We start from the raw sequence: 20,880 nt of genomic DNA, 5'->3' as shown, positions 1-20,880 counted from the left end.
CGCGGGTACGGTGGGTGACCCCGGCGGGCCCCGACCGCCGCGACCGCCGAGGAGGCCCGGTGCCGCCGACCCGCCCGCCGCGCCCGGCCGCGCCGACCGGCCGGGTGCGCCGCGCCGGCGCCGCGCTGCTGGCCGGCGCGCTGCTGCTCGCCGCCGCGGCCTGCGGGCCGGACGCCGCCGGCGGCGCCGCCGCGGTCCGGGTGGACCAGGTCGGGTACGCCGCCGCCGGCCCGAAGATCGCCTATCTGATGACGGACGGTGACGACGACGCCCCGTTCGAGGTCCGCGACGAGAACGACGCGGTGGTGCTGCGCGGCACCGCCGGCGGCAGCCGGGGCGAGTGGAGCGACCGGTACCCGGCCGTCCGCCCGCTCGACCTGACCGCGCTGCGCGACCCCGGCCGGTACCGGATCGTCGTCGCCCGCCCGGCGGCCACCTCGCCGTGGTTCGCCGTCGCCGCCGACCCGCACGCGGCCCTGGCCGACCGCGCGGTCCGCTTCTTCCAGGCCCAGCGCGACGGCGCCGACGTCGTACCGGGCGTCCTCGACCGCCGCCCGGCGCACCTGGCCGACCGCACCGCCACCCGGTACGACGCGCCCGAGTACGACGGCGACACCCTGACCGGCCCGCTCGCGCCCGCGGGCGGCACGCTGGACGCCGGCGGCGGCTGGTACGACGCCGGCGACTACCTCAAGTTCACCCACACCGCCGCGTACGCGACGATCGCCCTGCTGCTCGCCCAGCGCGAGCGCCGCGCCGCCGCCGGCACCCCGCTGGCCCGCGAGGCCGCGTTCGGGCTGGCCTGGCTGGACCGGATGTACGACGCCCGCACCGGCACCCTGCACGCCCAGGTCGGCCTCGGCGACGGCGGCGACGGCGTCCTCGGCGACCACGACCGCTGGCGCCTCCCCCAGCGCGACGACGCGACCCGCCCCGCCCGCGGCGACAACGACTACTACCTCTCCTTCCGCCCGGTCTTCCCGGCCCACGCCGGCACCGACGGCATCCCCGGCAACCTCGCCGGCCGGGTCGCCGCGGCCCTGGCCCTCGGCGCCCGGCTGACCGCCGACCGCGCCGCCGCCCGCCGCCTGCTGACCCGCGCCGCCGCGATCCTGGACCGGGCCGACCCCGGCGCGACCGTCACGACGTACCCCGGCACCTACTACACCGACGGCGGCGCCGAGGACGACCTGGCCCTCGGCGCCGCCGAACTGTCCCTGGCCGCCACCCGGCTGGGCGACCCCCGGGCCGCGCGGTGGCGCGCCGACGCGACCCGCTGGGCCACCGCCCACGCCCGCGACGGCGACGTCGCCGTCCTCGGCGCGGCCGACGTCAGCGCGCTGGCCATCGCCGAACTGCTCCCGGTCGTCCCGGCCGGCCCCGACCGGGACACCCTGCTCGCCGGCCTGCGCGCGCCGCTGGCCGCGGCCGGCGACCGCGCGGCGAAGGACCCGTTCGGGGCCGCGGCGCCGGTGACCCGGTTCGACGCCGTACCGCAGGCGTTCGGCCTGGCGGCCACGGCCGCGCTGTACCGGCGGGCCGGCGGCGGCGACGAGTTCACCGCGCTGGGCGCGGGGCAGCGGGCGTGGGCGCTGGGCGGGAACGCGTGGGGGGTGTCGTTCATGATCGGGGCGGGGACGACCTACCCGCGCTGCCCGCACCACCAGATCGCCAACCTGACCGGCGAGCGGCTCGACGGCGCGGTGGTGAACGGGCCGAACAAGGCGTCGCTGCTCAAGGGGCTGGCGACGCCGTCGGGGGCGCGGCGGTGCGCCGGGGTGGACGTGGGCGGGTACGACGGCGGGGGTGGGGCGTTCCGGGACGCGACGGCGGCGTGGCCGACGGCGGAGCCGGCGATCGACTTCACGGCGTCGGCCCTGCTGGCGGTGGCCCTGCCCTGAGGGCGGCGGCGTGGACCTGTCGGTGGTGGTGGTCAGCCGCCGGAGTCGGCGAGTTCGGCGCCCTCCGGGACGGCGTCGTCGTCGCGGGCCGCCAGCCAGCCGGCCGGCAGGAACACCTTGCCCGGCGCGTTCGTCCGCCCCCGCGGCTGCCCGAGCGTCGCCACCGGGAACGGCTCGGCCGGGTCGAGGACGGCGATCAGGTCGTCCAGCTCGGCGAGGCTGGAGATCATCGCCAGCGCCCGCCGGGTCTCCCCGCCGATCGGGAACCCCTTCAGGTACCAGGCGATGTGCTTGCGGAAATCGGTACACCCGTCCCGCTCGGTCCGGAAGTGCCCGACCAGCAACTCCGCGTGCCGCCGCATCACCGCCACCACCTCGCCGAGGTGCGGCAGCACCCGCCGCCCGTCCCCCGCGAACGCGGCCTCGAGGTCGGCGAACAGCCACGGCCGCCCGAGGCACCCGCGCCCCACGACGACGCCCGCGCACCCGGTCTCCCGGACCATCCGCAGCGCGTCGTCGGCCTCCCAGATGTCCCCGTTGCCGAGCACCGGGACGTCCAGCGCGTCGACCAGCGCGGCGATGGCCGACCAGTCGGCGGTGCCGGAGTACCGCTGGGCCGCGGTCCGGCCGTGCAGCGCCACCCAGGCGACGCCGGCGTCCTGCGCGATCCGGCCCGCCTCGAGGTACGTGAGGTGGTCGTCGTCGATGCCCTTGCGCATCTTCACGGTGACGGGGAGGTCGCCGGCGGCGCGGACGGCCCCGGCGACGATCCGGGCGAAGAGGCGGCGGCGCCAGGGCAGGGCCGCGCCGCCGCCCTTGCGGGTGACCTTGGGTACGGGGCACCCGAAGTTAGAGGATTGCAAACGCCTCTGACCTGGAGCTACATTGATGATCATGCAGGAACGCTGTCTCGGAGCCATCCGCTTATCGGTCCTGACCGACGCGTCGACCAGCCCTGAGCGCCAGCAGGAGTACATCGAGCGCGCCGCCGCCCAGCGTGACGGGCGCCTGGTTGGCGTGGCGAAGGATCTCGACGTCTCGGCCAGCAAGGTGCCCCCGATGGAGCGCCCGGGGCTGGGCCCATGGTTCGCGGAGCGAAAGGACGAGTGGGACACCCTCATCGTCTGGCGCCTCGACCGCCTGGTCCGCAAGGTGGGTGATCTGGCTGAGCTGATCAAGTGGTGTGAGGAGAACGGCAAGAACATCGTCAGCGCTACGGAGCCGTTCGACCTGTCGACTCCGCTGGGCAAGGCGTTGGTGTACCTGGTGGCGGTGTTCGCTGAGATGGAGGCGAGCGCCATCCGGGAGCGCGTGACTGGGGCGCATAAGGCCTTGCGTAGCTCCGGCCGCTGGGGCGGTGGGACGCCGATTTTTGGTACGAAACCGGTGCCGAACCCGGATGGGAACGGATGGGTGCTCGACGTGGATCCGAAGGCCCAAGCGCTGCTAATGGAGATCGTCGAGCGGGTCGTCGGCGGTGAGTCGATGAACTCGGTTGCCTACGACCTGAACCAGCGTAAGGTGCCCGCGCCGAGAGATTTCGGACGGGTCGCCAGCGGTAAGGAGAAGCGGGGCACCCTGTGGACGGTGACCACGATGGGGACGCTGTTGCGCTCGCCGGCGCTTCGTGGCATCGCCATGCATAAGGGCAAGGTCGTTCGAGGCGAGGACGGCATGCCCATCAAGAGGGGGCCCGAGCTTCTGTCGCAGAACAGGTTTGATGCTGTGCAGGCAGCGATTGATCGTCGATCTTTCAAGCGAGGTGTGACCGAGCCCAGCCCGTTGCTTAACGTGGCCCTCTGCGGTTTGTGCGGTCGTCCGCTCTACAAGCAGCGGCAGCGAAGAGGCGAGAAGGTCTACACGTACTACAAGTGCCCGACTCGCAACATGCATCGGGACTGTGAGACTCGGAACTGTCGTGCTGAGGATCTGGAGCAGATTGTCGAAGAGGCGCTGCTCGACGAGATCGGTTCGGCCCAGGTGACTCGTCAGGTCTATGTCAAGGGGGCCGACCACCAACGGGAACTGGCGGAGGTGGAGCAGGCGATGGCGGATCTGCGGGCGGACCGTGCTGCCGGTCTGTTCAAGGGTGAACGCGGTAGTGCCGAATTCCGACGTACTTATGCGGGCTTGGAGGCCAGGCGTGAGGAGCTGGAAGGGTTGGAACCCGCCGTGGCGGGCGTTCGGTTCGAGTCGACCGGCCAGACATGGGAGGAGGCATGGTCGTCGTCCGACGAGCAGAAGCGGAGGGCCCTTTTACTGGACGCCGGAATCCAAGCGGTGGTCCAGAACGTTACCCACCTGTCGGTGGCGCTGAAAATCCCTGAGAACATCCTCGCCCGCCTCACCCTGCCTGCGGAGGCCGGCCGATGAGGGGGCGCCTTACGGCCAGCCACGCACCGACTGCGGGTCGGCTGCCGGTGGTGTGTCATCCTCCCCAGATGACATCTCCCCTGCGGTTCGGGCGCTTCGCCATCGACACGCCGGTAGTCCTGGCCCCCATGGCGGGTATCACCAATGTGGCGTTCCGGCAGCTGTGTCGGGAGCAGGGGGCCGGTGTGTACGTCTGCGAGATGGTGATGACCCGGGCGTTGGTCGAGCGCAACCCGAAGACCATGCGCATGATCGCGTTCGCGGACGACGAGCGTCCTCGCAGTCTCCAGTTGTACGGCGTGGACCCGGACGTGACGGCCGCGGCGGTGCGCCGGATTGTGGATGAGGACCTGGCGGACCACATCGACATGAACTTCGGTTGTCCTGTGCCCCGCGTGACCCGCAAGGGCGGTGGCGCGGCGCTGCCGTGGAAGCGCCGGTTGTTCGGCCAGATCGTCAGTGAAGCGGTCAAAGCTGCCGCGCCTGCGGGCGTGCCGGTGACCGTGAAGATGCGGATCGGCATCGACGACGAGCACCAGACGTACCTGGAAGCCGGGCGGATCGCCGAGGAGGCGGGCGCCGCTTGGGTGGCTCTACACGGACGCACCGCCGCGCAGCGTTACTCCGGTCAGGCGGACTGGGAGGCCATCGCCAAGCTCAAGCAGGAGCTGAGCGTGCCGGTTCTGGGCAATGGTGATATCTGGGAGGCCGAAGACGCGCTGGAGATGGTGCGCCGGACAGGTTGCGATGGCGTCGTCATCGGCCGAGGCTGTCTCGGGCGGCCTTGGCTATTCGCGGACCTCGCCGCCGCGTTTGCCGGCGACCCCCGCCGGACCCGCCCCGCGCTCGGCGAGGTCGTCAAGATGATGCTGCGTCACGCTGAGCTTCTGGTTCAGTGGTGGGGCCGTGAGCGGGAAGGCGTGACGGACTTTCGCAAACACGTGGCGTGGTACCTCAAAGGTTTCCCCGTAGGGTCCGAGCTGCGCCGGAGCATGGCGATGACCTCGACTCTGGACGAACTCGTACGCCTGGCCGAGCAGCTCGACTTCAGCGCGCCGTTCCCCGAGGCGATTCTCGGCAAGCCCCGCGGACGAACCAACAGCCCCGGTAAGGTCAGCCTGCCGTACGGCTGGCTTGACGACCGCGACAGCACCACTGTGCCAGCCGCCGCCGAGATGGAGGACTCCGGCGGCTGACACTCATCATCGGGCGTCAAGCAGCAGTGCGCATGGATGAGGGTGCGGTTGTAGACCCGTCCGCGTATTCGACACCGTCCACAGTGAAACTGCCGTCGGCTCTGAAGGAAACCAGCTGCGGTTGGGCCGGCTGACGTCCCACCTCCAAGATCACGAATGAAGGCAGTTCCATTGCGCTCACCGTCCTGCCCGCAGGCACTCGGCCGAGTTCCACCGCCCAGATCGGCGTCTCGCAGCCGTCCCACTTAACGGTCACACTCAGCACGGACGTGCTGCTACCTCCGGCGCAGATGACGTTGCTGCGCAGTACCCGCGCGAGGCGGATTGCCTGGGCGCCGGCGTATCGACAGTTGCCCTTCGGATTGAGGGCAACGACTCGCCACCCGTCGGTGATCGGGTACGGGCCGCCGGTCGTTGCGACATCCCGCAGTGAAGGCCAGCCGCCGTGGCGGTGTAACCGGGACTGCATCATCCCGCCGTACAGCAGGGTGACCGGGCCGCCATAGTCGGCGCGCAGTTGCTCGATGGCGGTGGCGGCGGCGACTGGCTCAGTGCCGGTTGAGACGACGACAACGACGGCGTCCGGGCAGCTTGAGGCAACGTACTTGCTGAACGCGCGGGCGGCGGAGTCTTGGGGGTTGGTGCTGAACAGGTCAGGTGCCACGACAAACCGTCGGACGGGCGGGATGTCGGTCTGGGGCGTCATCGGGTACCTGCGCGTGAGGTGGTGGTGCTGAGGTGGGTGCGAAGCCAGCTGCGCACCTCGGTCGGGTCGTAGCGGTGGTGCTTGCCGACCTTGTAGCGGTTGGGTCCGCGGCCGTTGATGCACAGGTGGTGCAGGGTCCAGGGCGAGATGTGCAGCCATGTCGCGGTCTCGTCGTGAGTCCACAGCCGTTGGTTCGCGTCCATCACCAACCTCCCAATTCGACAAGTGAGCTTGTTGTATCGACATGCTGAAAAGTTTGGATCATGAAACCTCGACTTGTCAATCGAAGCTTGGTAACTTGTTTATATGACAAGTGAGGGTATTGGGCAGAACGGTCACCCGGCCCGGATTCGGGCGAGTGCGGTGGTCGCGGCGCAGGTAAAGTCGTTGCGGAAGCGGCGCGGCATGTCGGCGACGGTGTTCACCAGCCGGTGCGCTGAGTTGGGTGCCCCGGCGATGACTCTCAACGTGCTCGCGAACATCGAGACCGGGCGGCGTGGCGTGTCGGTGGACGAGTTGCTGGTTTTCGCGTTGGTCTTGGATGTGGCCCCGGCCCACCTACTCGCTCCGCCGGATGACGCGAGGCATCTGGCGATCACCGATGACGTCACGGTCCCCGACGCCCGGACGGCCGAGCAGTGGATGGTTGGCCGCCAGCCGTTGCCGCAGTCACACGCCGGCCGCTATTTGGGCTACGCGCTCGAACGCTCCGGCGGCGACAGTTCCTCGGAGGCGGCCCCAGAGTCCAAGGCCGCCGTCCACGCCGCCGCGATGCGACGCGCCCGCCGACGTACCGCCGAGATCGACGCCGACACGGATCGGCTCGCGGCGACCATGCGGACCCAAGCGTCGGCGTTTTTCGACAACCTGCAACAGATGGCGGTCATCGGCGGCGCTACCCCAGAGCACGCCCGGAAAATCATCGAGGTGGTCAAGGAAGAACTGGGCGAGGCTGACGCCTGATTCGACACCCACATCAGGTGGGCGGTCATCGTGAAACGTCGTCAGTCAGAAGGTGGCGCGGGCGAAGCGCAGGCGGCACTCGTGCGTGCGGTGCCGGGCCGGCGGTGCTGGCCCTTGACGCTGGCCGGCTGCCTGGTCGGGCGCAAGGCGAGCCGAGAAGATCTTGACCTTGCGGTCAGAGATCTTCTCGGCTCTTTTGCCTTGCCGCCCTCCTGGCGGCTGCCGGCGCGTCTGTCGGAGCCAGCACGCGCTGCGGCCACGGCCAACCCACGCCGAACAGTTCCGGGCGCGTGACCGTCCCGCCAACACCCCGTCCCTTCCACTCTGGTGGGGTGGGGTGGTGCACTGCCTGGAAGGCAGCCCGTAATGACAGACGACAACCAGCCCACCCCTAACTCCGACCCGCAGTCGGCCAATCCGCGGCCGGTGGCGCTTGATCTTCACCACCTCGCGACCCCGTTCGCCACCGTGCGGCTGTCGACACCGCCGCACGACGCCGTGGTGTTGACCCGCCGCGGCCAGTCGATCGACGTACTGCTGGACACCGGCGTGACCCGCACCGTCCAGGCCACCACGAGCGCTACGGCGATCGAGGACGCCGGCCGGCAGATCGAACTGCTGCGCGGCGCGGCCAGCGTGCTGTCCAGCCAGGCCGAGCAATACCGGCAGGCCAGTCAGCGGGCCGCCGGTGAGCATGTGGACAAGCTGGAGGCGATCCGCCGGTACGCGATCGGTAAGCACCGTGACGGCGAGGTCTGCCGCAACGGGCTGGATGCGTTCCTGGCCGAGTTCGACATGGAGTCCTACCAGCCGCGCAAGCGGGTGACCTTCACGATCACCGGCAGCTACGAGGTAGACGCCGGCGACGCCCGCAACCCCGAGTACGACGGCCGGCAGAGTCTGACCGTGGACGCCTCCGCCGCTGACGGCTACATCGACGGCAGCCTCGACGTCGACAACATCAGCATCGACGAGGTCGAGGACGTCGACGAGGACTAACCCGTCACGCCCCGCCAATCGGCCTTCGCCTCACCTGTTTCACCTCAACCGGCGTTGACCGGGCCGTTCCTGCTGCCCGCGTGGCGCCACGACCTCGACCTTCGCCGACCTCAAGCCCAAATTTGATGGGAGTTCGTTGTCATGACTGCTTCACCCGTTGACCTTGCCGGCACCCGACACTTGGAACTGCAGTCCATGGTCGCCCTGCTGCGGGAGCAGAAGGCCCGCGCTGTGGACGTGATCGCTGGCGCCGGAGCGATCCGCGCTGTGGGCGGCAACCTCGTGTTGGACGGCACTGAGCCGCAGCTGACCGACGCGGGTGTCACCATGACTGCCGGCACCTACGGCGTGAACGACATCGCCCAGAGCGGTATTGCCGACAAGCTCGGCATCCCGACCGCTTACCTGCGGCGGATGGCCGGGGAGTGTCCGGAGTTGTATGACGAGAACGTCAACACCTGGCTGGCCCGCGACCCCCGCCGTTTCCTGATCCGCTGTCTGCGCGGGGAGGCCGGGACGGGGGTGGCGCGGGCGTTCCTGTCTGACCGGTACAACCGGATCGAGAACCTCGACGTCCTCCTGGCCGCTTTGCAGGGCATCCGTGACTCCGGCACGCCGGTGGACATTGCCGGGTGTGACCTGTCGGAGCGGCGCATGTATGTGCGGGTCACTTCCCCGCAGGTGCAGGTGCTGTCCCCCCAGTTGCTGGGAAACTATCGGTCGCCGTTCGACGGCCGGCGCGGCGCGGACCTGCCGGTGATCTCCGGCGGGTTCATCATTGCCAACAGTGAGACCGGCTGCGGTGCGTTCTCTGTGGCGCCGTGGCTGCGGTTCGAGGTGTGCCGCAACGGTCTGGTCGTCAAGCAGAACGCCCTACGTCGAGCGCACCTCGGGGCGCAGTTGACCGATGAGGACGGGGTGATCATCGCATCGGCGGAGACGCAGCGCCGGAACCTGGATTTGATCACCGCTAAGACCACCGACGCCGTCCGGTCGTTCCTGGACGTCGACTATGTGACCCGCATCGTCCGGGAGCTGGAGGTCGAGGCGGGCGCGGAAGTCGCCGACCCCGACACCACGATCAAGCTCGTCGGGCAGAAGCTGCGGTACAGCGACGAGCAGCAGACCGACATTTTGAATCATTTCATCCGCGGCGGTGACCTGTCCGCGGGCGGGATCATGCACGCGGTCACCTCCGTCGCCCAGACGTTGACCGACGCCGACGCGGCACACGAGATGGAGTCCACCGCCATCGCCGCTCTGCGCCTGGCCGCAGCCGCCGCCTAACCCTGTTCGTCCGCCTGGCCCGGCGGTACCGCCCCGCGATCCCTTTCGCGGTGTCGGTGCCGCCGGGCCTTTCCCATTTCTGGGGGTTCCCCTTGTCGAACACCAACTCCACCCCATCCGTGCCGCCGACCGATGCTGACTGCCGGGTGGTGGATCAGATCTGCGCGGTCATCAACAACGCCGACAGCAGCAGCGACATCGGCGAGGCCGTCATGCGGATCGTGCGCGATACCGGCCGCCCGTACATCAACGACATGCCCTGCCTGGAAGCCGACGTGACCCACGACCGGTACGGCATCCCCACCGCCCGCATCCACCTCGACGGCGAACAGATCGTCACCCTCGCGGTCACCCAGCGGGGCCTGCACCTGAGTGTGGCCACCGACCCCGACCAGCAGATCCGGGTAGACGCCGAGACCCCGTTCGGGGGGATCAACCATGGGTGACATCTTCACCATCACGCTCCCGGGCGGGAGTCCGGGCGAAGTCCTCACCCACGTCTGTACTGCCACAGGCCGGGTCCGCTACCAGGTGCGAGGTCGCGGCGTGGCGGGGTCGTTCACGTTCGTGCCGATCCCCGACGCCGACGGCGCCGCCGCGTCGGGGTGGGTTTTCGTGCAGTACGGGCACGACCCCGACCAGCACCCCGCCTACCACCGGTACCGGCGGTTGCAGGACGCGCCACTTGTCAGGCGGATCCTGCTATTCGGCGGTGGACAGGTTATCGCCGACCCGCAGGCGCGGCTGGACGGTGCCCTGCTCGCCCCGCAGCGGATCGGCGCCCTGGGCGCACCCAGCGATGCGCCTCCGGCCACGGCGCAGCTCACCGCGGCGATCATCATTCAGTTGCGCCGGCATTGGGCATCGCGCGACGACTTGCCAGCGCTGTGGCGGGCGGCGCTGGCGCACCTGGCCCCGCAGCAGATCGCCGACCTGGAAACCAACCTGATCCCCGCAGCGGTGCAGCGCCGCGACCAAGCACAGGCCAGCCTGAACACCAACGGCCGGCGACTCGCCGCCTTGAAGGCCCTGCTGCCCGAGGAAGGGCAGGTGGGGTCGTGAGTCCGCCGATCATGGCGTGTAGGACCTGCGGCGTTGTCCTCAACGTGTTGACCGATCCGGCCGGCAGCACCGACTACCTTCACCCCGCACGGCTCGGCGGCTACAGCCACGAACCCGACCCCGCCCCGGCGGCCGAAGTCACCGACGTCGACTGGCGCTGCGACCTGTGCAGTGATCCACGGCCAATGTGGGAGAGGGCGACACTCGACCAGGTCGCCGCAATCCTCACCGGTGACGGTCAGGAACTCGTCCAGCAGTTCGGGGACAAGTGGTTGGCGTGCATCACCTGCGACCAGTTCCTGAACACCCGCGACACCTCCGGCCTACTCGACCACGTCGCCGCAACGATGCCATTTGACGATCCGGTGTCGGTGCGAGCGTTGGCGGCGATCCAGACCGCGGTGGTCGCCGGCCTCACCCATGAACGGACGCTGGTCACCGACGTCCCATGGCCACCAGGCCCGCCGGCGGCGGTCGGGCTGCCCAAGGCCCGCGACGCACTCACCCGACTACTGGCCTCCGACGCTGGCATTCCACCGCTGCCGCAGGCGGCCCGGCCGGTAGTGACCGCAGGTGTCGGGCAGTGCGGACTGTGGTGGGTCGACGGCGAATTCACCAGCCTGGCTTCCCACGCCGCTATCGCCCTGCCGGACACCGCCCTCACGTCCGAGTTGCTGCCGGCGGCGCACGGCCTGCTGGTGTGGGCCGCAGCGATCGACAGCCGGTCGACCGTCGCCGCGTCCTGGACCAGCACGGAACGTGACGGGTGGAAGGTGGTGTTCTACCGGTCGGTCGGCACCGGCCTGGACCCCAAGCCGCTGCAACAGGTGCGGGAACAGATCGGGTGGCTCGTACCCACCAGCCACCACCATGCCGACACCAACACCCCTGTCGGGGCGGCCGACGGGCCGATGGCCGTACTGACCGTCACCCTGCTGCTGATCGCGCAGCGCGCCGCTGAGCAGGCCCCGGCACCGCTGGACAAGAAGGTGCGCCGCGCCCACGCCCGTGCTGGCCGGCCGGCGCCCGAGGTGCGGATTGTGCGGGTCGCCGGCACCCGCCGCCCCGACGGGCCGCCGGTGCCCTCGCAGCGTGGCGTGGGAGCGGCGGTGTCGGTGCGACGGTGGGTGTCGGGGTTCTGGCGCCAGCAGCCCTACGGCCCCCGCCGCGCCCTACGCCGCCCCGTCTACATCCACCCCTACCTGCGGGGGCCGGGCGACGCGCCGATCGCGGCGACCACCACCGTGCGGGTCCTCCACACACCAACCCCACCACCGCCGCCGCGGCGCTGAGTACCGGCGCCCCGTCTGTGTCCCGTGACCGGCTCGGTCGCGGGGTTTGTTGTTGGCCCAGGGCGGCCGTCAAGCCTGGCAGCTACGACCGCCCTGGCGCTCCTGACTGAGAGGAGCCCATAAATGTTAACTGCCCAATTCATTCTCATTGCCACCGTTGGTTTCCTGACCGGACTCGCGTTGGCGGTCATCCCGATCACCAGCCTGCGCCGGCAGCTGCGGGAGGCGCTGCACCAGGCCCACCACGACGCGCTGACCGGGCTGCCCAACCGCCGGCACCTGCGGACCCGCATGCGCCAGGCGGTGGCCGCCGGCGAGCCCATCGCGGTCGCGGTGCTGGACCTCGACGGGTTCAAAGGCATCAACGACCGTTTCGGACACGGCGCCGGCGACGACGTCATCGCCGAAGTCGCCCGACGCCTCACCGCTACCCCCGGCATCCGAGTGGCAGCGCGGCTGGGCGGTGACGAGTTCGCCCTGCTCATCGACCAGACCAGCACCCAGCAAGTGCAAGACGTCGTCGCTGACGCGGCCCGGCGGGTGCTGAGCAAACCGGTGTTCCTCGGCCGCCAAGGCTGGACCAGCGTCCCGGGACTGAGCGTCGGTATCACCGCAGCTGACCCGCAAGCCACCCCCCAACTGCTGCTCCACCGCGCCGACGCCGCCATGTACCAGGCCAAGACCCAGCAAAGCGGCATGGCATGGCACCAACCCGACACCGACGACATCGCCGACACGGTGCCGGAGCGGCCGAGCGTCCGGCAACGCGACCGCCGCACCACCACCCAGCCATAACCCCGATACGCCGGTGGCGGCCCGGACGGCCGTCGCGCCGCTACGGGACGCCACCACAACACCATCACCACCAGAAGGAGAACAAGCGCATGACCGAACACAGCTTCTACCGCGATGACTACGTCATCCTCGACCCCCGCTGCGCCACCGCCGCCCAACGCGAAGCCGTCTACCGGGTCCTACGGGTCAACAAGGTCACCCTCACCGTCGAGAACATCGCCACCGGCGCCACCCTGCGCAGTGACAAAGCGGCATTCCAGCCCGCACCACGCGAGAAAGTCGACGCCGCGCTGAAGTCGGCAGCCGAGCAGCCCCGCCCCCCGGTCGAAGCCGGCGTGCTGGTCACCGTCGCCGGACCCGGCTGGAACCAGCCCCCCGAACAGCTCTTTGTCGTCCTACGCGACAAGGGCGACCACGTCGCCCTCGCCCGCCTCGGCGGCAATAGCGGACGGTACTGGCCCAAGATCCCAATCGGGTACTGCACCATCGTCGACCCAGCAACGCGGACCGCCGCAGCCGAGGTGTTCCTGCTCGGCAACAGCGTCGGCGACGGCGCCATCACCTGGGACGTTTACGCCACCCACGACGCCGCTATGGCCGCCAAGGAGCTGATGGCTCGCACCCGCTGGCCCGAGCACGCCGCCAAACACGGACTCCCCGCCCAGCCGCCTTCCGATGCCGGCGAACTGGTAGATCAGTTCTACGGGCGCCAACCTGCGCCCGGGTACGGGCAACTCCTGCGCTGCAAGGTCAATCCCTAACAGTCGGTGGGTGGGCGGGTCGGTAGAACCGGCGCCGCCCACCCGGGTCACCCCTGCTGTCCGCACGGCTGCCTGAACCGACGACTCGGACGCTGACCTGCCCGACACGCTCCTGGAAGATCAACGAATGTCGAAGTCATGGCCGGATGCCACTGGGGTCACCACGCCCGAGGGTGACGGGCCGGCGGTGGTTATCCGGTCCGGGTGGCCGTCCGACAGAACCCTGCAGGTGGCGATGTGGCGGCTGCTCGCCCGCCGCACCTTGTGGGTGCTGCACCGGCCGAGGTGGGCCAGCGTATACTTCCTGTTCGTCGGTCTGGTCCTGGCATTCTGGTGGGCCGCCACCAACGTACTCCCGGTGGGCACCGCCCTCGCCGTAGCTGTGGTCTTCGCGGGTGTGACGGCCGAAGCGTTCGCCGTCGTCGTGGCGACGCTCGTCCAGTTCCCGGTGCTGTGGACCGCCGGGCACCGCACGGACCGGCGGCTCCTGCTGGCCACCGGCCCACAAGGGCAGATGGCGCTGCTGATGGCTCGCCGCAGACACGGCCCCGACGGCCCGTTCTGGTTCGGGCACGACTTCGTCTCCACCGGAAACGGCTTCGGCGCGCACCTGCTGAACCACTTCGTCACTTGGGCACGACAAGGCGGCCACACGGTGGAGATCACCACGGCGCACGCCAAACTCGTCGCCCGCTACCAGCAGGCAGGATTCACCGTCGTCGGACGGCGGTTCCCGGCAAACACCGTCATGCGCTACCGGGATCGCAAACGACCGGCACCCTGCCGCTGCCCACGGCGTCGACCGCCTAGAGGACGCGCACGTGCCGGTTTGTCCGGCCGGCATACGCTGCAGAAGTGACTCAGACTCCAGCCGACTACACGGCCACCCTGGCTCGCAAACGGATGGGCGCAGGCGTCGTTTTCCACGACGCCGCTGGGCGGGTGTTGATTGTGGAGCCCACCTACAAGGAGGACTGGGAGATTCCCGGGGGTGCGGTGGACGCCGATGAGGCGCCGTTAGATGCCGCCGTCCGGGAGATCAAGGAGGAACTGGGTCTGCTGGTTCAGCCCGGCCGGCTCTTGACGGTGGACTGGGTACCGCCGCGTGATGGCCGTACCGAGGGAATGATGTTCCTCTTCGACGGCGGCCAGCTCACCCCTGAACAGGAGAACAGTATCCGGTTGGCCGCCGATGAGCTTCGCTCGTGGGCCTGGTGCGACCAGGGTGAGGCTACGCAGCGGTTGTCGCCGCTGCTGGCCCGCCGCGTGGCGGCGGCGCTGCAAGCAGCAGCCGCCACGACGACGGTCTACCTGCACAACGGATACCCGCGAGCCTGACTAGACGCTCCATTGGCAAAGTGGGTGGCCCGAACCGGGGCCACCCACCTTCGTGGGGGTCCGCGACGCAAAGTGACTGGTCCCGGTGCTGTTCCACGGTAGGCCCGAGAGGGGTGAGACGCCGCAAAGGCGCCCCACCCCTGTCGGCTATCGCCTGGGCTGCGGGCTGCAGACGACACCGTGCCAGGCCAGGTATCGGCCGTGAGCTTCCACATCGGCAGTCGCGGCTGCCGATGTGGCGGTCTGGCGGTGGCGACCGGCGTAGGCGCGGTGGGTCACTGTCAGGTCGCCGGCGGTGATGTCCAGTGCGGGTCGTCCGTTGATGGTGGTGGCGTTGGCGGTGACCGCGCTGACGATGATCCGATCGCCGGTGCGTAGGCCGGCGGCGGTGTCGGCGAGCCGGCCGGTGCAGGTGATCGTCAGGGCCAATGCCGGGCCGGGGGTGCGGAAATGTAGGGCGCGCAGGACCACGGTGCCGTCGGTTGCGGTGGTGGGGGTGCCGGTGATGGTGGCGTCGATGCTGATGGTGATCATGAGCGGGCCTCCCGTCGGTGGGTGCGACCTGCCCGGGTTTGCCGAGGTTGGCTGCCGGGGTGTGGATCGCGGTGACGGTCGTAGGCCAGGACCCGCTCGCCTGGATGGGTGCAAGGGGGCAAGCACGAACGAGTTCGCGGAGCCGGTAACGCGCGTTGCGTCTCCCCGCTGTTGGGAGCGGCGGCGCGCAGTCGTTGGTGCGGCCCTTGCACTCAAGCGGGTGGGTGGGTCACAACTGTGACCTCAAGCGCCGATCCGCCCCGGGCAGCCCGTACGGCAACCCAGCCCACCGGTGCCGCACGATCTCTACTGGCTCATGTACATCAGCGCGGTCGATGCCCCTGGCCGCAGCCGCTCATGATCGGGTCGGCGGGTGCTCGCTGAGCCATGCTGCCGCTCGGCGTCCTGACGCGCGCGACAGCCACGCGTCTTGGACCACCTCTGCCAGCTCCGCCTGAGTCAGCTCCCCGACTCGGGCGGCCCGCAGCAGAACCGAGGGGTGGCCGTTGAAGTGCGCGGTGGTGAAGAACGGCGACGCCTCATCTTGGACCAGTGCCTGCTTGTCCGCCTCGGACGGCACCCAGAAGACGATCACATCCGTATACCGTTCGCCGGTTGCGGGGTCGATCGCGTCCGGTCGCGGGTTGCGGAAGAAGACGAACGACTTGCCGCCCACCTGGTAGACCGGGTTGTCGCCGCTGGCGCACTCGACGGTGACGTGTGGCATGTCCAGCGCCAGCTCGTGCACGTCCCCGACCCGAGCGGGCCGACTCCCGTCATCGGTCACCTCTACATGGTAGGAACGGACCCCTCGACGTGCGGGCATACGCGGTCACCGTGTCGAGCCGCTGCCGCGGGTGGGGCTGCGGCGCTGTGAGCGGTGCGGTGGAGGCAGCTCAGTGTTGATGGGGTTTGACGGCCCGGGTGGCGAAGTAGCCGGGCAGCCAGCCGGCGGTGGCGTCAGCATGGTGTGGCGCCTCCTCGAACCCGGTGATCACCAAACCGGCGGCGAGCTGGCCGCCGATCTGTCCGGCGAGGGTGTGGCTGTACTCCAGCGGCGCGTCCGTACCCCACAGGCGTGCGCGTTCCTCGGCGGGGACGTGGGTGAGGTCGCTGTAGGGCAGCCGGTGGTGGACCACCAGTTCGCCGCGCTTGTCCATGGCCTCGTGGTCGAACAGGTAGACGTCGGGGTTGAGGAAACCGGACAGCAGCGTCCCGCCGGGGCGCAGCACCCGGCTGCATTCTCGCCACACCGGAGGCAGTTCGGGGACGAACAGGTTCGAGACCGGGTGGAAGACCAGGTCGAAGGAGGCGTCGGCGAAGACCGACAGGTCACGCATGTCACCGAGAACCGTCCGCAAATCCAGGCCGTCGCGGTCGGCGACCATCGTGTCTTGTTCGAGCTGGCGCGGGGAGTTGTCGAAGACGGTGACCCGCGCGCCGGCCGCGGCGAGCGTCGGGCCCTGTTGGCCGCCGCCGGAGGCCAGGCACAGCACGTCTGCGCCCGCGAGGTTGGGGAACCAGGATCGGTCGACGGGCTGGTAGCCGATGAGCACCACCGACCAGTCACCCGCGCGCGCTTTGGTGATCGTCTCGGAGGAGACCGGCCGGGACCACTCGTTGCCTTCGGCGACCTGCTGGTCCCAGGCGGCCCGGTTGTGCGCTACGGGATCAGGAATCATCGCAGCCACGTTAGCGGTCAGGACCGGGGGCTGGCGCAGGCGGCTTGAATGGACTGCCCCGTTGTTTCACCCTCGCAGCACGCCTCGTTGGGCTGGGAGCGGATACTGAGGTCAACGAGTTGATTGGCGTCAGACGTACAAATGACGCTGAGCCCAGAGTCCTGGGAACCAGGTCAAGTCTATAGCTGGCTCGGCGCGGTCGTTCCGGGCCGTCATGCCGGCCTGTCGTGTCGGTCAGTGCGCGGCGTCGGCGTAGCAGTCGACGACCTGGATGTCGGTGGGGAACCGTACCGGCGTCGCGCCGAACAACAGCGCCGACGCCTGCTGCCCCGCAGCCGTGATCGCCGCTGCGACCGTAGGCGCTTCGTCGGCTGGGCAGTGGACGACGACCTCGTCGTGTTGGAAGAACACCAGCCGGGCCCGCATTCCCCACAAGGACGTGCGCAGCGTCGCCAACAGGGTGAGCGCCCATTCCGCGGCGGTGGCCTGGACGACGAAGTTACGGGTGAACCTGCCCCGGGCCCGAGCCCGTGCGGTCGCACTGTTGGACTCCGGCCCGGCCGAACCTGCCGGCTCCCCCAAGCCCTCGCCGAGCAGATCCGCCGCGTCGGCCGACACTGGTGGGCAGGTTCGGCCGAGCCAGGAGCGGACCAGGCCACCGCTCTCCCCAGTGCGCGCCGCTGCCTCCACGAACTCCCATGCCACCGGGTAGCTGCGGCGCAGCGCGGCCAGAGCGGGTAGGGCTGCGCCACCGGTCTGCCCGTACATTGCACCCAGCAGCGCCACCTTCGCCTTCGCCCGGTCCCCGCCGAACGCCTCGGCGGCCAGTGCCGCGTACAGGTCCCCGGCAGCGCCGGCCGAGGCCAGTCGTTGGTCGCCGGAGATCGCGGCCAGGATCCGCGGCTCCAACTGCCCTGCGTCGGCGACGACCAGCTTCCAGCCCGGGTCGGCGACCACCGCCCGGCGGATCACGCGCGGGATTTGCAGCGCTCCTCCGCCGCGGGTGGCCCACCGCCCCGAGACCACCCCGGCCGGTACGTACTCCGGCCGGAACCGGCCCTCGTGTACCCACGCGTCGATCCAGGACCAGCCATGCGCGGTCCAGATCCGGTACCGCTCCTTGAAATCCAGCAACAGCGGCACAGCAGGATGATCAACGCCTCGCAGCACCCATGACCGGGTGTTAGGCAAAGTGACACCGACACGCGCAAATGCGCGCAGCACTTCGGCCGGCCGCTCAGGGCGCAGAGCGCGCACCCCGAACGCCGCCGCGATCTGGGCACTCAGCTCGACCAGCCGAGCCGGTGGCCCACCAACCGGCGACGGCGCGCCGAGCAGATCCGCCAATAGATCCCGGTGAACGTCAACCCGCCATGGCAGCCCCTCATGACCCATCTCCGCTGCCACGAGTGCGCCGGCCGACTCCGCGGCCATCAGCAGCCGCAGCCGGCCCGACTCCGGCATGGCGGCTAGCCGGGCGACTTGTTCGGCGTACCCATCGACGACATCCCGCAACGACGACTCGGCCAATACAGGCGTGAACAGCGCCGACTGCCCACCACCCGGCGGTTCAGCGAGCCGCACCGGCGGATCGGCCGGTACGGGACGCCTATCGCGGCGGGCGACCACCGCAGCCGCCGAACACGGCTCACCCCACCGACCCTCATACGCCAGCAGCAGCCCCTCGACCAACTGCATATCGTGACACCGACCGACCCGGACCCCGGCCCGCAGCAGACCCGGCACCACCTCGGTGGCCGACGCCCATAGCCAGCGCGGCGTAGCACGCGCCTCCCACCCGGCTACCGCCGCCGCAAGATCGGCCACAGCAGCCGGCGGCCCGGCACCGGCGCCGCCAGACCCCAGCGGACACAACTCACCACCACCGGACCCGTCGGACCTCACCGCGATCAACACCCGGTGATCCTCCCCGCCAGGTGCGACACCGCCACCCCAACGGCAGGTACTGTGAGATGTCGTGCCAGAACTCGGCCTCCGAATGCTCATGGCCTACCAATGTTGCGCCACAGCGACCGGTGCGACACGAGACGGCTACATGGTCTTGCTGGATCTACACGTCCGCTCGTGCCGAGATGAGTACCCCCGGCCGTGCAGATGGCGACCCAGCGCGGCGGCGTTGCACTAACATTGCTTGAAGCCACGCCAATTGTATGCCGAGACCTTATCGATGAATATTCCACGCGTGAACTAGGGCATTGTGCAGAACAAAGGCTCCTTTCAAGTACACCTCCGAATCATCACGGCGATGGTAGAAGTGCATGTAGCTCTCCGTCTTACCTGCGACCCGGTTCCCTATAGCTCCGGCATAGAACAGCAGACTTAGTAGTCTGGTCGCCGGCACGGTCGCCCCGTCCAACTCCTTGAGGGCTACTTCAAACTCGTCGGCGTCAAACTCCTGCTTGTCAACTTTCTTGAGGGCTGAAAGCGCAACAGATGCGCTTTCCGGACCACCTTCAAATCCCACGAACTCGTTCGATATGGCGCCCACGAAGTACTTTGTTGAGTATTGCAGCACCCCTTCTCGGATGACGTCTTGGCGCAACTCTCCTCGCGGGTTGCCGTTGCCGTAGATCTCCGAAGACTCAACCTTTCGGATTTCTTCAAATAGGCGGAGCAGGTCTCTCGGAGTATGTCGCGTCATATTCAAAAGGTACTGGAGGGTAGAAAATGATCGGCTGCGGCCATTTCGGCGCTGGCCTACCTCGATTCGTTTCGGGAAGTAGTCCAAGACATGTACGGAATCGATTTCGAGCGCCTTCGCGGCCTTCTGGTTGGCCAATCTAATCAGTGGCGCATTCACCCCAGCGGCTCCCGACAACACCCTCCAGTCGAGGTCAAACGATAGGTCATCGCGCATCTTTTGAGAATCGGGAAGTGACAGCGAAATCCGGGAGAATGCATCGTTACGCACCAAGAGAACGACGCTGCCTGAGGCTTTGGAGGACATCAATCGCTGATTCACGGAGTATGCCGCCTGCACTAGAGAAGACAGACTCTCGTCATACTTTTCATCGTTGAGAAAGATAGAGTCTAGACCATCCACGACTAGTAGGTGGCGTGAGGACGACTGTGCCGAGGACAACCAATCCTCCAGGTAAGGAACCAGGTTGTAGATATTGAGGTACGGCTTGCTCTCTCGCCTATATATAGTGCCAAGCTTTGGAATGGGTATCTCTACCGTGGTGCTGGATGCCTTTAATAGAGCACGCCCAGCCGCGTCCCCCATGAAGCCGAAGTCTCGCAACAGCTTGGATACTCTTTGGACTTCCTTACTGAATTGAAGATCGCAATCTGTATCTCTCAACAGAAGCTCTAAATAGTTGCAGAGAATAATGAACTTCCAAGCCACAACTGTGCGCTCGGGCCCAGCAACTTGTCCCGTTTGCACGCGAGGGACTTCTGACAAAGGCAGCGTTGTGGCATCCTTGACCAGCACGAGGTGACTGCCCTCATTCTCGGTTGCCTGCAGATACCACGCAAGTGCGGATTTCCCAGTTCCCTTTGGGCCTAGAACCAGGAACTTTCTACCGCAAACAAGTTCAGATGATGCTTCGCTGAGATCAACGTAGCTTTTTAGGAAAGACGATTGGTCTTCGCTCACCTCGTTCCGCGCGTCACTCTTGCCGAAATAGAGGTCACGGTACGCGGGTCTCATAGGCACCTCGGCGCGTGAGGCTTGACGGATAGCAGCCGGGCGGGACCAATGGGTAAAATTTTCGGCGCTGCCTACATACATCCATACTAGATCTGAGCCACGATCGATGCCGCTTTCGACTTTCGGCGCTAAGTCTGCCCACTTGGCCGACAGGCAGACTCAATCCCGGCAGACCGATCGGGCGACGGTCGTCCGACACACTCCGTAAAACGCCCTGGCGCCTCCGACCCCACTACATCAACCGCGGACTCCGGCTTGTTGATGTCTGCCGTGTTTGGATGAGCTGAGGCGACCCCAGCCTTCCGTCGCGCTGCG

Annotated in this window: 20 protein-coding genes and 1 pseudogene; 13 read left to right on the top strand and 8 right to left on the bottom strand. The window is 68.5% G+C overall.

Annotation, left to right across the window (positions count from 1 at the left end):
* Window positions 1-59: 59 nt before the first annotated feature.
* A complete protein-coding gene (locus IEY94_RS01135; protein WP_189168109.1) occupies window positions 60-1,901 on the top strand; it encodes a glycoside hydrolase family 9 protein in 1,842 nt (613 codons plus the stop codon).
* Window positions 1,902-1,933: 32 nt separating this feature from the next.
* Here IEY94_RS01135 and IEY94_RS01130 read toward each other — a convergent pair.
* Window positions 1,934-2,752, bottom strand: a pseudogene (locus IEY94_RS01130) (tRNA dihydrouridine synthase); the annotation flags it as partial.
* 37 nt (window positions 2,753-2,789) lie between these two features.
* Between IEY94_RS01130 and IEY94_RS01125 the strand changes: the two are divergent.
* Together IEY94_RS01125 and dusB are read left to right on the top strand one after the other, a co-directional pair.
* The gene (locus tag IEY94_RS01125) at window positions 2,790-4,274 is read left to right on the top strand and encodes a recombinase family protein (protein ID WP_189168108.1); all 1,485 of its coding nucleotides are present in this window, start codon (window positions 2,790-2,792) and stop codon (window positions 4,272-4,274) included.
* A gap of 68 nt (window positions 4,275-4,342) precedes the next feature.
* Window positions 4,343-5,470 carry a tRNA dihydrouridine synthase DusB gene (dusB, locus tag IEY94_RS01120; RefSeq protein ID WP_189168107.1) on the top strand — a complete coding sequence of 376 codons (1,128 nt, stop codon included), beginning with the start codon at window positions 4,343-4,345 and terminating at the stop codon, window positions 5,468-5,470.
* Window positions 5,471-5,486: 16 nt separating this feature from the next.
* Here the strand turns inward: dusB and IEY94_RS01115 are convergent, their stop codons facing one another.
* Window positions 5,487-6,134, bottom strand: a complete 648-nt coding sequence (locus IEY94_RS01115) for a hypothetical protein (protein ID WP_189168106.1) — start codon at window positions 6,132-6,134, stop codon at window positions 5,487-5,489.
* A 38-nt stretch (window positions 6,135-6,172) separates the two neighbouring features.
* On the bottom strand, window positions 6,173-6,379 hold the full coding sequence (locus IEY94_RS01110) for a helix-turn-helix domain-containing protein (RefSeq protein WP_189168105.1): 207 nt from the start codon (window positions 6,377-6,379) through the stop codon (window positions 6,173-6,175).
* 103 nt (window positions 6,380-6,482) lie between these two features.
* Between IEY94_RS01110 and IEY94_RS01105 the strand changes: the two genes are divergently transcribed.
* The 10 genes from IEY94_RS01105 (at window position 6,483) to IEY94_RS01060 (ending at window position 14,673) form a co-directional block, all read left to right on the top strand.
* On the top strand, window positions 6,483-7,139 hold the full coding sequence (locus IEY94_RS01105; RefSeq protein ID WP_189168104.1) for a helix-turn-helix domain-containing protein: 657 nt from the start codon (window positions 6,483-6,485) through the stop codon (window positions 7,137-7,139).
* Window positions 7,140-7,505: 366 nt separating this feature from the next.
* On the top strand, window positions 7,506-8,138 hold the full coding sequence (locus tag IEY94_RS01100) for a hypothetical protein (RefSeq protein WP_189168103.1): 633 nt from the start codon (window positions 7,506-7,508) through the stop codon (window positions 8,136-8,138).
* A gap of 195 nt (window positions 8,139-8,333) precedes the next feature.
* Window positions 8,334-9,425, top strand: coding sequence for a DUF932 domain-containing protein (locus IEY94_RS01095; RefSeq protein ID WP_229783222.1), 1,092 nt, complete (start codon window positions 8,334-8,336; stop codon window positions 9,423-9,425).
* Between the two features lie 50 nt (window positions 9,426-9,475).
* Window positions 9,476-9,871, top strand: a complete 396-nt coding sequence (locus tag IEY94_RS01090; RefSeq protein WP_189168101.1) for a hypothetical protein — start codon at window positions 9,476-9,478, stop codon at window positions 9,869-9,871.
* Window positions 9,864-10,487, top strand: a complete 624-nt coding sequence (locus IEY94_RS01085) for a hypothetical protein (RefSeq protein ID WP_189168100.1) — start codon at window positions 9,864-9,866, stop codon at window positions 10,485-10,487. Before IEY94_RS01090 ends, IEY94_RS01085 begins: the two co-directional genes overlap by 8 nt.
* A complete protein-coding gene (locus IEY94_RS01080; protein WP_189168099.1) occupies window positions 10,484-11,779 on the top strand; it encodes a hypothetical protein in 1,296 nt (431 codons plus the stop codon). Before IEY94_RS01085 ends, IEY94_RS01080 begins: the two co-directional genes overlap by 4 nt.
* A 123-nt stretch (window positions 11,780-11,902) precedes the next feature.
* The gene (locus tag IEY94_RS01075) at window positions 11,903-12,574 is read left to right on the top strand and encodes a GGDEF domain-containing protein (protein WP_189168098.1); all 672 of its coding nucleotides are present in this window, start codon (window positions 11,903-11,905) and stop codon (window positions 12,572-12,574) included.
* 89 nt (window positions 12,575-12,663) lie between these two features.
* On the top strand, window positions 12,664-13,335 hold the full coding sequence (locus IEY94_RS01070; protein WP_189168097.1) for a hypothetical protein: 672 nt from the start codon (window positions 12,664-12,666) through the stop codon (window positions 13,333-13,335).
* A gap of 127 nt (window positions 13,336-13,462) precedes the next feature.
* Window positions 13,463-14,194, top strand: a complete 732-nt coding sequence (locus IEY94_RS01065; RefSeq protein ID WP_189168096.1) for a hypothetical protein — start codon at window positions 13,463-13,465, stop codon at window positions 14,192-14,194.
* Entirely contained in the window at window positions 14,191-14,673 is a 483-nt protein-coding gene (locus tag IEY94_RS01060) for an NUDIX domain-containing protein (RefSeq protein ID WP_306341578.1), read from the top strand. Before IEY94_RS01065 ends, IEY94_RS01060 begins: the two co-directional genes overlap by 4 nt.
* A gap of 147 nt (window positions 14,674-14,820) precedes the next feature.
* Here the strand turns inward: IEY94_RS01060 and IEY94_RS01055 are convergent, their stop codons facing one another.
* From IEY94_RS01055 to IEY94_RS01035, 5 genes are all read right to left on the bottom strand, one after another.
* The gene (locus IEY94_RS01055) at window positions 14,821-15,207 is read right to left on the bottom strand and encodes a hypothetical protein (RefSeq protein ID WP_189168095.1); all 387 of its coding nucleotides are present in this window, start codon (window positions 15,205-15,207) and stop codon (window positions 14,821-14,823) included.
* Between the two features lie 355 nt (window positions 15,208-15,562).
* On the bottom strand, window positions 15,563-15,994 hold the full coding sequence (locus IEY94_RS01050) for an MmcQ/YjbR family DNA-binding protein (RefSeq protein WP_229783221.1): 432 nt from the start codon (window positions 15,992-15,994) through the stop codon (window positions 15,563-15,565).
* 109 nt (window positions 15,995-16,103) lie between these two features.
* A complete protein-coding gene (locus IEY94_RS01045) occupies window positions 16,104-16,889 on the bottom strand; it encodes a class I SAM-dependent methyltransferase (RefSeq protein WP_189168093.1) in 786 nt (261 codons plus the stop codon).
* 234 nt (window positions 16,890-17,123) lie between these two features.
* On the bottom strand, window positions 17,124-18,806 hold the full coding sequence (locus IEY94_RS01040; protein ID WP_373291153.1) for a bifunctional 3'-5' exonuclease/DNA polymerase: 1,683 nt from the start codon (window positions 18,804-18,806) through the stop codon (window positions 17,124-17,126).
* 265 nt (window positions 18,807-19,071) lie between these two features.
* Window positions 19,072-20,565: a P-loop ATPase, Sll1717 family gene (locus tag IEY94_RS01035; RefSeq protein WP_189168091.1), complete on the bottom strand. Its 1,494-nt coding sequence runs from the start codon at window positions 20,563-20,565 to the stop codon at window positions 19,072-19,074.
* Between the last annotated feature and the right edge of the window lie 315 nt (window positions 20,566-20,880).

This window comes from Pilimelia anulata, assembly GCF_014647895.1.
GTDB classification, from domain to species: Bacteria; Actinomycetota; Actinomycetes; order Mycobacteriales; family Micromonosporaceae; genus Pilimelia; species Pilimelia anulata.
This window is presented reverse-complemented; position numbering and strand designations above follow the sequence as displayed.

What these genes read in the sequence shown, in the direction of transcription:
- IEY94_RS01085 (WP_189168100.1), top strand. Translation starts at nt 9,864, where the DNA reads ATGGGTGACATCTTCACCATCACGCTCCCGGGCGGGAGTCCGGGCGAA.
- IEY94_RS01095 (WP_229783222.1), top strand. Translation starts at nt 8,334, where the DNA reads ATGGTCGCCCTGCTGCGGGAGCAGAAGGCCCGCGCTGTGGACGTGATC.
- dusB (WP_189168107.1), top strand. Translation starts at nt 4,343, where the DNA reads ATGACATCTCCCCTGCGGTTCGGGCGCTTCGCCATCGACACGCCGGTA.
- IEY94_RS01105 (WP_189168104.1), top strand. Translation starts at nt 6,483, where the DNA reads ATGACAAGTGAGGGTATTGGGCAGAACGGTCACCCGGCCCGGATTCGG.
- IEY94_RS01075 (WP_189168098.1), top strand. Translation starts at nt 11,903, where the DNA reads ATGTTAACTGCCCAATTCATTCTCATTGCCACCGTTGGTTTCCTGACC.
- IEY94_RS01065 (WP_189168096.1), top strand. Translation starts at nt 13,463, where the DNA reads ATGTCGAAGTCATGGCCGGATGCCACTGGGGTCACCACGCCCGAGGGT.
- IEY94_RS01045 (WP_189168093.1), bottom strand. Translation starts at nt 16,889, where the DNA reads ATGATTCCTGATCCCGTAGCGCACAACCGGGCCGCCTGGGACCAGCAG.
- IEY94_RS01070 (WP_189168097.1), top strand. Translation starts at nt 12,664, where the DNA reads ATGACCGAACACAGCTTCTACCGCGATGACTACGTCATCCTCGACCCC.
- IEY94_RS01035 (WP_189168091.1), bottom strand. Translation starts at nt 20,565, where the DNA reads ATGAGACCCGCGTACCGTGACCTCTATTTCGGCAAGAGTGACGCGCGG.
- IEY94_RS01110 (WP_189168105.1), bottom strand. Translation starts at nt 6,379, where the DNA reads ATGGACGCGAACCAACGGCTGTGGACTCACGACGAGACCGCGACATGG.
- IEY94_RS01100 (WP_189168103.1), top strand. Translation starts at nt 7,506, where the DNA reads ATGACAGACGACAACCAGCCCACCCCTAACTCCGACCCGCAGTCGGCC.
- IEY94_RS01125 (WP_189168108.1), top strand. Translation starts at nt 2,790, where the DNA reads ATGATCATGCAGGAACGCTGTCTCGGAGCCATCCGCTTATCGGTCCTG.
- IEY94_RS01055 (WP_189168095.1), bottom strand. Translation starts at nt 15,207, where the DNA reads ATGATCACCATCAGCATCGACGCCACCATCACCGGCACCCCCACCACC.